The sequence below is a fragment of the Bacillus sp. PAMC28571 genome (genome assembly GCF_014250435.1).
Taxonomy (GTDB): Bacteria; Bacillota; Bacilli; order Bacillales; family Bacillaceae; genus Bacillus; species Bacillus safensis.
On record NZ_CP060191.1, the window covers coordinates 3672104 to 3687309 of the forward strand.

The 15206-nt window shown below is 40.0% G+C and carries 13 protein-coding genes; 12 read left to right on the top strand and 1 reads right to left on the bottom strand.

Annotation, left to right across the window (positions count from 1 at the left end):
• The first annotated feature begins 60 nt into the window (after window positions 1-60).
• The 7 genes from rocF to glmS all read left to right on the top strand — a co-directional run bounded on the left by rocF (window position 61) and on the right by glmS (window position 8569).
• Window positions 61-972, top strand: coding sequence for an arginase (gene rocF, locus H7F25_RS18665; RefSeq protein ID WP_185854040.1), 912 nt, complete (start codon window positions 61-63; stop codon window positions 970-972).
• Window positions 973-1156: 184 nt separating this feature from the next.
• Window positions 1157-1720 (top strand): RNA polymerase sigma factor SigW, encoded by a 564-nt coding sequence (sigW, locus tag H7F25_RS18670; RefSeq protein WP_024424449.1) that lies wholly within the window; start codon window positions 1157-1159, stop codon window positions 1718-1720.
• Between the two features lie 14 nt (window positions 1721-1734).
• The gene (rsiW, locus tag H7F25_RS18675) at window positions 1735-2361 is read left to right on the top strand and encodes an anti-sigma-W factor RsiW (protein ID WP_024424448.1); all 627 of its coding nucleotides are present in this window, start codon (window positions 1735-1737) and stop codon (window positions 2359-2361) included.
• Between the two features lie 217 nt (window positions 2362-2578).
• Window positions 2579-3400, top strand: a complete 822-nt coding sequence (gene cdaA, locus H7F25_RS18680; protein WP_008344027.1) for a diadenylate cyclase CdaA — start codon at window positions 2579-2581, stop codon at window positions 3398-3400.
• Window positions 3393-4820: a CdaR family protein gene (locus H7F25_RS18685; RefSeq protein WP_185854041.1), complete on the top strand. Its 1428-nt coding sequence runs from the start codon at window positions 3393-3395 to the stop codon at window positions 4818-4820. The genes cdaA and H7F25_RS18685 overlap by 8 nt, the downstream gene beginning before the upstream one ends.
• Window positions 4821-4845: 25 nt before the next feature.
• Window positions 4846-6192: a phosphoglucosamine mutase gene (gene glmM / locus H7F25_RS18690; RefSeq protein WP_034284242.1), complete on the top strand. Its 1347-nt coding sequence runs from the start codon at window positions 4846-4848 to the stop codon at window positions 6190-6192.
• Between the two features lie 574 nt (window positions 6193-6766).
• Entirely contained in the window at window positions 6767-8569 is a 1803-nt protein-coding gene (gene glmS / locus H7F25_RS18695; protein WP_007498541.1) for a glutamine--fructose-6-phosphate transaminase (isomerizing), read from the top strand.
• A gap of 57 nt (window positions 8570-8626) precedes the next feature.
• Here glmS and H7F25_RS18700 read toward each other — a convergent pair whose 3' ends face one another.
• Entirely contained in the window at window positions 8627-12058 is a 3432-nt protein-coding gene (locus H7F25_RS18700) for an nSTAND3 domain-containing NTPase (RefSeq protein ID WP_185854042.1), read from the bottom strand.
• A gap of 171 nt (window positions 12059-12229) precedes the next feature.
• Here H7F25_RS18700 and H7F25_RS18705 point away from each other — a divergent pair, with 171 nt between their 5' ends.
• From H7F25_RS18705 to H7F25_RS18725, 5 genes are all read left to right on the top strand, one after another.
• Entirely contained in the window at window positions 12230-12586 is a 357-nt protein-coding gene (locus H7F25_RS18705; RefSeq protein ID WP_039176057.1) for a DUF2200 domain-containing protein, read from the top strand.
• A 162-nt stretch (window positions 12587-12748) separates the two neighbouring features.
• Window positions 12749-12940: a PLD nuclease N-terminal domain-containing protein gene (locus H7F25_RS18710; RefSeq protein ID WP_185854043.1), complete on the top strand. Its 192-nt coding sequence runs from the start codon at window positions 12749-12751 to the stop codon at window positions 12938-12940.
• 15 nt (window positions 12941-12955) lie between these two features.
• Window positions 12956-13873 (top strand): ABC transporter ATP-binding protein, encoded by a 918-nt coding sequence (locus tag H7F25_RS18715; protein WP_185854044.1) that lies wholly within the window; start codon window positions 12956-12958, stop codon window positions 13871-13873.
• Window positions 13870-14634 (top strand): ABC transporter permease, encoded by a 765-nt coding sequence (locus H7F25_RS18720; protein ID WP_076839389.1) that lies wholly within the window; start codon window positions 13870-13872, stop codon window positions 14632-14634. The genes H7F25_RS18715 and H7F25_RS18720 overlap by 4 nt, the downstream gene beginning before the upstream one ends.
• A gap of 102 nt (window positions 14635-14736) precedes the next feature.
• A complete protein-coding gene (locus H7F25_RS18725) occupies window positions 14737-15129 on the top strand; it encodes a RidA family protein (protein ID WP_185854045.1) in 393 nt (130 codons plus the stop codon).
• Window positions 15130-15206: the final 77 nt, after the last annotated feature.

Consider the following 15206-nt stretch of genomic DNA (forward strand, 5'->3'; position numbering starts at 1 on the left):
GTTGAGTCAGAAGGCATCAAGAAAGTAAAATGTAAGCATGAACGGAAAGGGGATGTACATATGGGAGAGCAAAAGAAGGTCACGATTATTGGAGTTCCAATGGACTTGGGTCAAACGAGAAGGGGCGTCGATATGGGCCCGAGTGCGATTCGTTGTGCAGGCGTAAAAGAAAAATTGGAAACGCTCTCATTTGATGTGGAGGATCTTGGAGATATTCCAGTTGAACAAAGAGATGATGAGAAAGGTTTATATACAAGTGAAAAGCTAAAAAATTTGACGGAGAATGCTGGTGCGAATCAGCTGCTTGCTGAGAAGGTTGACAGTATTGTGCAATCTGGTTCGTTTCCGCTCATTTTAGGCGGTGATCACAGCATTGCGATTGGCACACTTGCTGGGGTAGCCAAGCATTATGAAAACTTAGGGGTCATTTGGTATGATGCACACGGGGATTTGAATACGGAGGAAACCTCTCCTTCTGGAAATATTCATGGCATGCCGCTTGCTGTCAGTCTCGGTTTTGGGCATGCTGATTTAACGAACATTGGCGGTTATTCGCCTAAATTGAAGCCTGAAAATGTCGTTATAATTGGTGCTCGATCTTTAGATGAAGGAGAGCGGGCATTGATTCGAAAGAAAGGCATTAAAGTGTATACGATGCATGAAATTGATCGTTTAGGGATGACAAGGGTGATGGAGGAAGCGATTGCGTATCTAAAGGAGAGAACAGATGGTGTCCATCTGTCGCTTGATTTAGATGGATTAGATCCAGCGGAATGCCCTGGTGTAGGTACTCCGGTAGCAGGCGGCATTAGTTACCGGGAGAGTCATCTCGCAATGGAGCTTTTAGAGGAGGCGGGTATTTTAACGTCTGCTGAATTTGTTGAAGTAAATCCGGTTTTAGATGAGAAAAACAAAACTGCTGAAGCGGCAGTTGCGTTAATTGGTTCATTAATGGGTGAAAAGCTATTGTAGAGCGGGACTTGTTCCCGTTCTTTTTTTGTTTTGGGAAAATTTAAGGATATGTTAAGGTTTTTACCGGTTGATAAGCGTAACACACTGTCAAAAATTTGTTACACTATTTTTTAGAGGAGAATGAAACCTTTTGGAAAGAGGTTCGTATACATAAAGACCGGTGAAGGCAGAGGTTGAATATACTATGGACACAATGATTAAAAAGAGAATTAAGCAAGTGAAAAAAGGCGACCAGAACGCATTTGCAGACATCGTAGACCTGTATAAAGACAAAATTTATCAGCTGTGCTACCGTATGCTTGGGAATGCACATGAAGCGGAGGATATTGCGCAGGAGGCGTTTATTCGTGCTTATGTGAATATCGAAAGCTTTGATGTGAATCGCAAGTTTTCCACGTGGCTGTACCGCATTGCAACCAACCTGACCATCGACCGTATTCGTAAAAAAAAGCCGGATTATTATTTAGATGCAGAGGTGGCAGGAACAGAAGGATTAAATATGTATTCTCAAATTGCTGCTGATGGCATTTTGCCAGAGGATGAGGTGGTGTCTCTTGAATTATCGAGTACCATTCAGCAAAAAATTTTAAGATTACCCGATAAATATCGTTCGGTCATCGTATTAAAGTATATTGATGAACTCTCTTTAAAAGAAATTAGTGAGATTCTGAATATACCAGTTGGTACGGTGAAAACGAGAATACACAGGGGTAGAGAGGCTCTCCGGAAACAGTTGAGAGACCTTTGAGTGAGGTGATTTTGATGAGCTGTCAGGATAGAATCGTCCAGCTTATGCATCAGTATTTAGACGGGGACATTGAGCCCCAAGACGAAAAAGAATTAAAAAGCCATCTGCAATCGTGTGAGGAGTGCCGTACTCATTTTCAACAAATTGAGAAATCCATCGCGCTAGTGCAGAGTACATCTCATATAGAAGCACCATCTGATTTCACTGCAAAGGTGATGGCAGGTCTTCCAAAGGAGAAAAAGCGTGTGTCGGTTCAAAGATGGATCAAAGCTCACCCGCTGATGGTAGCCGCTGCCCTCTTTCTCATTTTAATGGGAGGCAGTCTGTTCACGAGCTGGAATACCGATCATAATTTCAGTGTGTCAAAGCAGCCGAACCTCGTCGTTGAAAATGATACAGTGACCGTACCTAAAGGGGAAACCGTAAAGGGTGATGTCACTGTCAAAAATGGCAAGCTGATTGTAGAAGGCAAGGTTGATGGAAATGTCACCGTCGTCAATGGGGAACAGTTGACTGCTTCTGCCGGACAAGTCACTGGTCAAATTAATGAAATTAATGAAGTGTTTGATTGGATCTGGTACAAAATGAAATCAACAGCACAAAACGTAATGCGGGTCATTGGGCCAGAGGAGCAAAAGTAACACAATCGGCTTAAAGAGCAGTCTCTAAGGGGGCTGCTCTTTTTCTATACATTGGCGGGATTCACGCATACTAGCAACTCAGCCAGATATGGCAACTATTTTCCTTGCTGAAACAAAATGTGGTATAATAGCCACGCTATGTATTGATACATAGGCTATTTTTATATTAAAAAATGCATCAAACGAAGAATAACTGAAAATTCTGGAGGACGAGGAAATGGCTTTAGGGGATATTCCTTTTTTGCAGTACCTCGGTAATGCTGTTGATATTCTCGTTGTTTGGTATGTGATATATAAATTAATGATGGTCATCCGCGGAACAAAAGCGGTTCAGCTTTTAAAGGGAATTGTGGTCATTGTTCTCGTCAGGATGGGAAGTGCGTATCTCGGTCTTAACACACTTCAATGGCTGATGGATCAAGCGATTACGTGGGGATTCCTTGCGATCATTATTATTTTTCAGCCAGAGCTAAGGAGAGCGCTTGAGCAGCTTGGGCGCGGCCGTTTCTTCTCAAGAAGCGGGACACCTGTAGAGGAACAGCAGCAGAAAACGATCGAGGCAATTACAAAAGCAATTAACTATATGGCGAAACGCAGAATCGGCGCACTGCTGACAATTGAGCGCGATACCGGAATGAATGATTACATAGAGACAGGAATTCCTTTGAATGCAAAGGTGAGTTCAGAGCTGCTCATTAATATTTTCATTCCGAATACACCGCTTCATGACGGTGCTGTCATTATGAAGCGGGATGAGATTGCAGCTGCAGCTTGCTATTTACCGCTGTCAGAAAGCCCTTTTATCTCTAAGGAGCTGGGGACGCGTCATAGGGCGGCAGTCGGAATTAGTGAAGTGACAGACAGCTTAACTGTCATCGTTTCTGAGGAAACTGGCGGTATTTCTGTTGCAAGGAATGGTGATCTCCACCGAGAATTGACAGAAGAAGCGCTTGAAGAAATGCTGATTGCTGAATTTAGTAAGAACAGCAAAGATGCTTCCTCGACCAAATGGTATTGGAGGGGCAAGAAAAATGGATAAGATTTTGAATAATCGCTGGGCCGTTAAGCTTCTTGCATTGGTCTTCGCTTTATTGCTGTATGGTGCAGTCAATTCAGCGCAAGCGCCCACGCCGAAAAAAATCGGTGAATCCTTTTTCCCAACATCGACGACAGATGAAGCAACTTTAACCGACATTCCTGTTAAAGCGTATTATGATGACGAGAAGTACGTCGTCACTGGTGTGCCGCAGACAGTCAATGTCACGATTAAAGGATCAACTAGTGCTGTGAAAACAGCAAGACAAACAAAGAATTTTGAAATTTACGCAGACATGCAGAACTTATCGACAGGTACACATAAAGTGGAGCTGAAGGCAAGAGATGTATCGAAGGGACTCACACTATCGATTAATCCATCTGTGACGACTGTGACGATACAAGAAAAAACAACAGCTGAATTTCCTGTTGAAACCGAGTTTTATAATCAAAATAAAATCAAAGACGGCTATTCACCTGAACAGCCCATTGTGAATCCGAAAAAGGTCACAGTTACTGGTTCAAAGGACGTCATCGACAAAATTTCTGTCATTAAAGCTTTTGTGAACTTAGAAGATGTCGATCAGCAAATTGAAAAAGAAGCGAAGCTCACTGTGTATGATAGCAGCGGGAATGAGCTGCCAGTTGAAGTAAGTCCGTCCGTGGTGGATATTACGGTCCCAATCTCGAGTCCAAGCAAAAAGGTTCCTTTTAAAATTGAGCGGACGGGCAGCTTGCCAGAAGGGATCAGCATCTCAAGCATTGAGACAAGCCCGAGTGAGGTCACAGTGTACGGCTCTCAAAAGGTGCTGGATGCCCTTGATTTTATTGATGGCGTCAAGCTGGACCTAAGCAAGATCAAAGATGATACGGAGATTGATGCCGATATTCCCCTGCCAGATGGTGTGAAAAAGGTATCACCCGAAACCGTTAAGATCAAAGTGAAGGTTGCAACAGCTGAAGAAAAAAAGATCGATAATGTACCGATTTCTATCGTGGGTTTGAGCAAGGATCTCACTTCTGATTTTGTGAGCCCCTCTTCTGGACGGCTCACGTTAACAGCAAAGGGATCAAAGAGTGCGATTGATAAACTAAAGGCTTCAGATGTTGAAGCCTATATCAATGCAGGGGACTTGAACGAAGGAACCCATGAGGTCAAAGTTCAAGTAAATGGTCCTCAAAATGTGACTTGGACATTATCGAGATCAAAGGTCAAAGTGAAACTCACTTCTACTGATACAGAGGATCAGCCGGCTTCGACGAATGATCGGAAGGATCAAAAAGATCAACAAGATCCATCAACTGATGACGATGATCAGGGTGAGAAGAGTAAAGAAGAATCCACGCAAGATAAAGCAAAGAAAGAATCGAGTCAAAGACAGCGGGTCAAAGAAGATAAAAAAGAGGACGAAGCGTCCTCTTGAATGGTAAAAAAGGAGCGATTGAAACATGGGCAAGTACTTTGGAACTGATGGTGTAAGGGGTGTAGCGAATAGCGAATTAACGCCAGAGCTCGCATTTAAAGTTGGGAGATTTGGCGGCTATGTGCTCACGAAGGATAAAGAACGTCCAAAGGTACTCGTTGGTCGAGACACACGTGTATCTGGTCATATGTTAGAAGGAGCGCTTGTTGCAGGCTTACTTTCAATTGGAGCTGAAGTGATGCGTCTAGGTGTGATCTCAACACCTGGTGTGTCTTATTTAACGAAGGCAATGGATGCTGAAGCGGGTGTCATGATTTCTGCTTCACACAATCCAGTTCAAGACAACGGCATTAAATTCTTTGGCGGTGACGGCTTTAAGCTGTCAGATGAACAGGAAAACGAAATTGAACAGCTGATGGATCAGCCAGTCGATCAATTACCACGCCCAGTTGGAGCCGATCTTGGAACGGTGAACGACTACTTTGAAGGCGGTCAGAAATACCTGCAATTCTTAAAGCAGACAGCGGACGAGGATTTTACAGGTATTCACGTGGCGCTTGACTGTGCACACGGTGCAACCTCTTCTCTAGCGACACATTTATTTGCAGATTTAGATGCTGATGTGTCTACAATGGGAACATCTCCAAACGGATTGAATATCAATGATGGTGTAGGCTCCACTCATCCAGAAGCACTTTCTGCTTTTGTGAAGGAGAAGGGTGCAGATATTGGTCTTGCGTTTGATGGTGACGGTGACCGTTTAATTGCAGTCGATGAAAAAGGTGATATCGTAGACGGCGATCAAATTATGTACATATGTGCACGTTATTTGAAGGATGAAGGCCGATTAAAGGATGACACCGTCGTGTCAACGGTTATGAGTAACCTTGGTTTCTATAAAGCGCTTGAGAAGCAAGGCATTAAGAGCATTCAAACTGCTGTTGGTGACCGCTATGTGGTCGAAGCGATGAAAAAAGACGGCTATAATGTCGGCGGCGAGCAGTCAGGTCATTTGATTTTCCTTGATTATAATACGACAGGTGATGGCATGCTTTCTGCGATCATGCTTGTGAATACGCTCAAAGCGACAGGAAAAACATTATCAGAGCTTGCAGCGGAAATGGAAAAGTTCCCGCAGCTTTTAGTGAATGTGAAAGTGTCTGATAAATATAAAGTAGAAGAAAATGAAAAAGTAAAAGCGGTGATCCAAGAGGTCGAAAAAGAGATGAATGGTGACGGCCGTATCCTAGTTCGTCCATCGGGGACAGAGCCGCTTGTACGTGTCATGGCAGAGGCGAAAACAAAAGAGCTGTGTAATGAATATGTGGCTCGAATTACAGCTGTTGTGAAAGAAGAAATGGGTATTGAGTAATAGGTGAAGGCAAACCGCTGGTAGCGGTTTGCTTTTTTTCGAATAAACGACATAATTGGATGGATCTATACGAATGATATAAGCGAGGGCAACTTGAAGCTGCCTTCATACATAGGAGAGCACATCGAAGGTAGAACGTGACAAGCCTCATCGCATATAGTGTATGGAGGTCTCACTTTCTCAAATGAAGGGGATCACCCGCTAAATTGTGATTGACGGAGGTCAGACCTTATAGTACAATCATCCTTGTGTTACTGGATTTTTATTCTATCAGGAAAGGCAGGGTAGATGTTCAGAAACTCTCTTATAATTATAGCGCCCGAACTAAGCGATCGGACGAAAAATGCTTAGTTGACGAGGATGGAGGTTATCGAATTTTCGGCGGATGCCTCCCGGCTGATCAAAAAAGAGATCACAGCCGTAAGTGTTTCTTTAAACCAAAGAGGTGACTCTTTGTACAAAGGGAATACACATGATCTCCCAAAATAAACATGTAGAGAGGGACGAAGAAATGTCCCTTCTATTTTAGTAGGCTTTCTTTGTCCCTTTCACATGATCGGGAGGAAGAATATTTATGTGTGGAATCGTAGGTTATATTGGTCAGAATGATGCGAAGGAAATCTTATTAAAAGGTTTAGAGAAGCTTGAGTACCGCGGGTATGACTCAGCAGGTATCGCTGTGGCAAACGAAGATGGCGTGCATGTGTTCAAAGAAAAAGGACGTATCGCTGAGCTTCGTGAAGTCGTGGATGCAAACGTAGCATCTTCAGCAGGAATCGGACATACACGCTGGGCAACACACGGTGTACCAAGCCATCTAAATGCGCATCCGCATCAAAGTGCTTCTGGCCGTTTTACGCTTGTTCATAACGGTGTCATCGAGAACTATGTACAATTGACACGCGAATATTTACAAGACGTCACACTAAAAAGCGACACAGATACAGAGGTTGTTGTTCAAGTCATCGAACAATTTGTAAACAGAGGTCTTGATACAGAGGAAGCTTTCCGTCAAACGCTTCTTCAACTAAAAGGCTCTTACGCGATTGCCCTTTTCGATAACGAAAACAAAGAAACAATCTATGTGGCGAAAAACAAAAGCCCATTATTGGTTGGTTTCGGCGAAGATTTCAACGTTGTGGCTTCTGACGCAATGGCGATGCTTCAAGTAACAAACGAATATGCGGAATTAATGGATAAAGAAATGGTCATTGTCACAAAAGACGAGGTTATTATTAAAAACCTTGACGGTGATATCATGACACGTCCTTCTTATATCGCTGAGCTTGATGCAAGCGACATTGAGAAAGGCACATATCCTCACTACATGTTAAAAGAAACGGATGAACAGCCGCTTGTTATGCGCAAAATCATCCAAGAATATCAAGACGAAAACGGCAAACTGTCAGTCGCTGGCGATATCGCAAGCGCGGTAGCAGAAGCAGACCGCATTTACATTGTGGCTTGCGGAACGAGCTACCATGCTGGTCTTGTCGGTAAACAATACATTGAAGACTGGGCAAAAGTACCTGTAGAAGTCCATGTAGCAAGTGAATTCTCTTACAACATGCCGCTTCTATCGAAAAAGCCGTTGTTCATCTTCCTTTCTCAATCTGGAGAGACTGCGGACAGCCGTGCTGTACTTGTTCAAGTTAAAGAGCTTGGTCATAAAGCATTAACGATCACAAACGTACCAGGATCTACGCTTTCTCGTGAAGCGGACTTCACATTGCTTCTTCATGCAGGACCAGAAATCGCAGTGGCTTCAACAAAAGCCTACACAGCACAAATCGCTGTTCTTGCGATCCTTGCATCTGTTGCAGCTGAATTAAATGGTCAATCTCTTGACTTCGACCTTGTGAAAGAGCTTGGGATTGTCGCAAACGCAATGGAAGCCCTTGTCGATCAAAAGGATGAAATGGAACAAATCGCTCGTGACTTCTTCACAGTGACACGTAACGCATTCTTTATCGGAAGAGGACTTGACTACTATGTGTGCCTTGAAGGTTCACTAAAACTAAAAGAGATCTCTTACATCCAAGCAGAAGGCTTTGCTGGCGGAGAACTCAAACACGGCACAATTGCTTTAATTGAAGAAGGCACACCGGTCATTGCCCTTGCAACGCAAGAGCACGTGAACCTCAGTATTCGCGGTAACGTCAAAGAAGTCGTTGCACGCGGAGCAAACCCATGTGTCATCTCACTAAAAGGCCTAGAAGACGAAGGCGACCGTTTCGTCCTTCCAGCTGTACATCCAGCACTTGCACCACTTGCATCTGTTGTCCCATTACAGCTGATCGCTTACTACGCAGCCCTTCACCGCGGGTGTGATGTGGATAAACCACGTAACCTTGCGAAGAGTGTGACGGTGGAGTAGGGTTAATTTTTATAATGAAACACCCCTTTGAGAATTTGTCAAAGGGGTGTTTTTTGTTTAGGTTACTATTATTTGCGAATAATCACCATTTTCAAAGCGTTTAAGGAGATTTTCAATCTTTTTTATGGATGTTAATGAGTGATTATAAACTCCAAGCTCTTTTAATAAACAGATGTTCTCTATTTTGTAAACTGGCATTTGCCAATTATGTACTTTCCGTTTTATTAAATCACCTTTTAATAAATGAGTAAATGTATTTTGGGGAATCGAAGGTAAATCCCAAAAATCAAAATCAGCTATTCCTAATTTCTCGATAAGATTTTGTTCGTCACTAATACTATATTGTTGCCCGATATGATTAATCTCATCATGCTGATCATATTCCAATAACAATTCCATAGTTGATATAAGTTGTAATACCTTTGATGATTCATCGCCATCCCCTAAGTGCTTCATAAATCGCTTAATGGCAGGTTCAACGTAGAATTGATTAAAATGATATGGTTTTAACTCTTCGAAAAGCCGATATAATATGCTTTCCCACTCACTGTTATAGATGTAGTATTCTCCAAATTCAGGATAAAATAGTTCGGATAATTCTTTTCCATTCTCTAGCTGTATTCGTTTGATTTTTTTTGAATTATCACCCCATATTTCTGGGTAGATTTCTAGTAATTCATCATCATCAACGCTAAAACATATACTCATCGAAAAGCAAGCGACGAATAATGGAATATGAATAAATCGTAACCACTGTTCATCCTCTAATATTAAATGTTCATACACAATATTTTTGAGTGAAGGGTTATCTGCTAAATGGTCACTATAAATATTACTTTTTAAAAATTCTCCTTTTCGGAATAAAGGTTTTTCCCTATACATGAATGAATAAAATGAATCAATACAGAAGTTAATTAAATTTATTAATAATGTGGAATCTCCTTGAGTTAAATGGGTTAACATCTTCATATATAAGTCGCTTTCTCTCTCAGGCACCATTGAACCGTCTTTTTCTAACATTGAAATTAACAAATTCAAGGATTCTTTCGTATTTAGTAATTGGTAGATATAAACTGGTGAATAATTGTCTAATGTGAGAATTAGTTTATCTTTGACTCCATTCGAAAGTTTGCTATTTGATATAAGTTCGATAACTTCATCATTTTCTATTAATGCTTCTTCCTTTCCATACATCCAATCATATGCGTTATATTTTACTGTACTTATGTCATGTTCACTTGAATTATATTCATTTGAAAAATGCCTGTTCATTATTGAATGATCATTATTTATTTTTGTAGGTGAGCGCCCATATAGAAGCTCAATTTCTTTATCCATTTCTATTGAGTATTGAACGCCAAAAAAATCACATAAATCAGGAATGCTATCAATTAATATATCTAATTCTACATCCATGCAGTATTCATCTAAAAAATCTAACTCTGAAAAAATTAATTGTTTTATATTTTTTCTAATTTTTGAGTTAAAAGATTCGTAAAATATTTCGTACTCCTTAGGAAATATTTCTCGAAAACGCTCCATCGCTTTATAATGAAACACACTAAAGGCGTTTTTGTAGTATTTATCTATTAATTTATATCCGTTAAAAGTCATTCCAATATTTGTGCAACTTGCGATATAACCAGGTAAATTGTGTAAATCGTTATATTGATATTCTTTAGGATCATTACTCCCCATATCAATACAGTACTGACTGATTTTATACTCTAAAAATTTATAAAGTCTCGGTTGTTTTTGATTTTGCGTTAGATAAATTCTAAGTAAATCAAAGAATCTATCTAAGCTTCCCTTTTCTTGTTCTAAAATATCAACATTCCATATATTATCGTTTTCTGAAAAACTAGTTGTATAATCATCATAATGTTCTATACAACTTTGTATGATTTGTTCACTAACGTTTGAACTACAAAAAGGTGATATATTCTTAAATAGAAATAATAATTGATTATAGAAGGAGCAGCAAGGCAGTAGTTTTGGAATCCATTGTTCACAATTCTCTTTCAAGAAGTCAAGCAGAAAATCTTGTGCTGATGGGTTAATAAAATATAAAAAGATATCATCATACTCATCATCATAAACTGTCTTGATCATGGTTTCTTCAAGTTCTCTGAGACTCTCACTTAAATTCTTCGTGTCCGTTTCAGTGAAATAATAGTGTAAGGAATTTTTGTAGCAGATTTCAATATCCTCTTGTAATGAGGGGGTCGAAGTAATTAGTAGTAGCAAAGCTACAAACTTTGCTTCATTAGATAAATTATCAAAAATATCTCTCCAAAAATCACTTGGACAATCTAAATAATTTAACAATCGATTTAAGTAATCTTCTGGTGTTTCATAACTTTGAGGTTGTTGATCTAAAAATAGTGATAGTACCCTTGGATTATAATTGTCGTGATATACAATTTCATCTGTATGAAGATGCAAATAGTTAACATGCTCATAATTCAGTTTTGAGTAATAGAGACGACTAAATAAAATACTTGTTTTTTCACTCTCGGTGTATGCTTCCAAGTTGCAAATTAAGGTATAGTTATCAAATATTTTTTTAAGTAAAGGACTTTTATGAATGAGTTGTTGAAGAATATATTCTCTTGTTGTAATAATTAATCTTGTATCATTAGGAAAATTTTCGATATCCTTTATTAACTTAGCTAAGCGTTCTTCTTCTTTTTTATTCTTTTCTTTTTCGATGATACTTCCCCAGTAATCATCTAAAATAAAAACTTGTATTTGGTCTTCATCTAACATACTGTATATATCATCGATTGAGTATACCCATCTAAATCCGTTTAATTGATCTTGATACAAATGGGCTAAAGCTAGAATTTGAGCGATTGTTGTCTTTCCAACACCTGGTTCTCCGGAAAGTATGATAGTTCTGTTAATGTCCCAATTTGTAACTGCTGACCTATAGACTTTTGAAGGTATAAAAGTTTTTGCTGTTTTACAAGCATCTTTTAATCTATAGGCAGACTCTTTATAAATACGACTATGTAAGTATTTTTTTAACAAATGCTCTAGGACATTTGAGTTTGGGATTAAAAGCTTTGGTTGGTTGATTATCACTTTTCTGTAAGTCGGCTGTGAAAGGAGTCTGTTCAATTCAACTCTATCTAATATATCGTGTTCAGTAACGTTGAATTCTTTAAATAAATCAACAATATCTTTTGTTTGTTGTCGTGTTAACTCCATTGATACTCCTAAGATATATCGATCTGGTTTTAATTTACGGATTTTTTGGAGATCCTGCTTTAAAGTTTTCATTAATGGTTTAAAAAATTGCTGACCATAACGTTTAACTTGTATGATGGTTTTAGTTTTACTGTCTGTATAAAATCCATCAATACCTTGATCTCGCCCCTCTTTAAAGGTTCTAAAGGGGACCCTTTCTCTTTGAGACACTACATCACATACCAGCATCTCAAACTCTAATGGTTGAAGTAATGCGTGAAAATCGAAATTAGACAATTTTCTTCTTCCTTTCACATATGATAACGAGTAATTATATCATAATGTATACATATGTGGTTATTATTGTAATATATCTGATGATAAAAGAATGGGCAGAATATAAACGAGAGGTTAACTATCTTCTAATGCATCGAAAAAATACTTAAACAAAGAAAGAGAGAAGAGCACATGACTAAACATAAAGTTTACACAATGAGCTTTGCAAAAGTCTATCCTCTCTATATCGCAAAGGCAGAGAGAAAGGGACGAACGAAGTCTGAAGTTGATACGATTATTTGTTGGTTAACAGGGTACATTCCAGAAGAGCTACAGGAACAGATAGATAAGCAGATAGACATTGAAACCTTCTTTGCTGAGGCTCCTGAGCTTCATCCTTCCCGCAGTTTAATCAAAGGAGTCATCTGTGGTGTACGGGTAGAGGACATTGAGGAAGAAACCATGAAGAACATTCGTTATCTAGATAAGCTGATTGATGAGTTAGCGAAAGGAAAGAAGATGGAAAAGATTTTACGAGGTTCATCATGAGAATAACAAGCAAGCCCAGTGAACTAACCTTCACTGGGCTTTTTTATATCTTATAGATCATTCGACCAATAAAAATAAAATCCATTTGAACGAATTCACTTTTCATGTCGTCAAAAGAAGTAATACCAAAACAAATTGGCGTTTGAAAAAGGAGTGGCGTGGATGGATATGAAGATGATATTACCTCTTATTTTGCTGCAAGCGATGTTGATGGTGATTGGTTTGTTTGATTTGTTGAAAAGAGACCCATCGAGAATCAGAGGAGAGGTGAAATGGGTTTGGGCGTTGGTGATCGTGTTTGTGGCGAGTGCCGGTCCTATTGTATATTTGATTTTTGGTCGTAAATCATCTTAAAAGGGGGGGATTTGCTTGAATATGTTGGAGTGTTATGGGCTGACGAAATCGTATGGCCCGAATAAAGTGTTAAAAGATGTTTCGTTTTCTGTTGGGGAGTTTGGATGTGTTGGCTTTTTAGGAGCCAATGGAGCGGGGAAGACAACGACGATCCGGATTTTGACGGGGCTTGCTCGTCCTACTTCTGGGGTCGTGAAGGTGGCTGGTTTGGATGTCGCAAAGGAGATGGACCAAATCAGTCATGTGATTGGGTATTGTCCGCAGCATCCTGCATTTTATCAGGATATGACGGGGCAGGAGTGGATGCATTGGGTTGGCGGGTTATTTCACTTAGAGAAAAAAATCATTCGCTCCAAAACAGAGGAGCTGTTGAAGCTTTGCCGCATATATGAGGCGAAGGATCGTGCTATTGGCAGCTATAGCGGAGGGATGAAGCAGAGGCTTGCCATTGCGCAGGCGCTTATCAACAGCCCGAAGGTTCTCATCTTGGATGAACCTGTGTCTGCACTTGATCCCATGGGGAGAAAAGACGTTCTGACATTGATTGAGCGTCTGAAACAAGAGCTGTTGATCTTTATGTCGACCCATATTTTAGATGACATTGAACGAGTGGCGGACCATATTATCATGATCAACAGTGGCAAAATTGAGATGTCCTCTTCCATGAAACAGATCAAAGAAGACTATATCCAGCCAGTGATTGAATTTCAATTAGAACAACAGAATACAAAATTATTGGCTTTGTTAAAAGAGAGGGATTGGGTGGAGGAATGCTTTGAGACAGGAGATGCTTATCAGGTGCGAGTGAACGATCAACAAATAGCATTGAAGGAGCTGCCTCGTCTCATCACTGAATCTGGCGGTGTTCTCCTCCATTATCGACTATCTAAGCTGACGCTTGAAGATATTTTCATGAAGGTTGTGAATGCATGATGATGTTGAAAAAGGAATTTAGGGAGTTATTCACTAGCTATAAAATCTTATTTGTTCCTATTATTTTTACGATTTTAATGATCACACAGCCTATTACGCTCAAAATGCTGCCGGATCTTCTATCGAAATCAGCTAATTTACCTGAAGGGTCTACATTTTATATACCAGAGCCTAGTGCAGGAGAGGCTTTGGCGAGTGCATTGAGTAAATTTGATTCGCTAGGTGTGTTTATCCTGATTATGATCGTGATGGGGACGATCGCTGGAGAGCGTGCCTCTGGAGTGACCGCGATGATTATGGTGAAACCGATCAGTCGAACGAGTTATTATGTCTCGAAAATATGTGCCTATGCCTGTTTGACTTTGTTTAGTTTGGTGGTGGCGGTGCTTGCCTCTGTTTATTATGTGGACATTCAATTTGGGCATGTGGATTGGGTCAATGTATTAAAAGGAACACTTCTTTATTATCCAAATTTATTGCTGATTGTGGTATCGACCATTTGTGCTTCGGCGTTCTTTCAACGTTCTGTCACAGCTGGCGGTGTGTCGCTTTTAATCAACCTTATTCTGTTTACCGTTCCTTCATTTTATGAAGAGACATTAGGGAAGTTTGCGCCTAAAGGCGTGACAAGTGCAGCCGAAGAGATGATTCATAAGGGGACTTATTCGGATCAGGCACTTACAAGTTTTCTAGGTGTATCGGTATTGATTGTTTTCTTTTTTCTCATCGGATGTTTTCTTTTTAGAAAACAAGAATTATAGCAGTATCTTCAGGTTTACTTTGAGCATAAAAATCTGAATACGGTTGAAAATTTGATATGATGATAAAAATTGACTGTATTTTCAGAAAAGGGGTTTTTATCAATGAGAACATCATGTAATCCTCAGACCATTCACCCGCCAGTTGCCCCATATACCCATCAAATAGAAACAACTGGACCACAGCGGTGGTTAACTCTATCAGGTCAGGTGGGAATGGAAGCGGATGGGACAATCCCCGAAAGTCCGTTGGAGCAGCTCGAATTAGCATTAGAGAATGTGAAACGAAATATAGAAGCGGCAGATATGGCTGTGGAAGATATAACGAAACTAGTATTTTATCTGGTGGGAGAGTTCGATGCAGAGAGCAGGAAACGAATCATGGGGCAGTTTTTAGGTGATCATCTGCCTTGTATGACGATGATTTATGTGGTGGCATTGGCTTCACCTGCTTTAAAGGTAGAGGTGGATGCTTGGGCGTGTCAGGAGATGGTATAGGGTTAATAGATAAAAGATTGGGATACTGCAACCCAATCTTTTTTTAGTTTGTACATAATCTATTTTCTTTTTCCGTT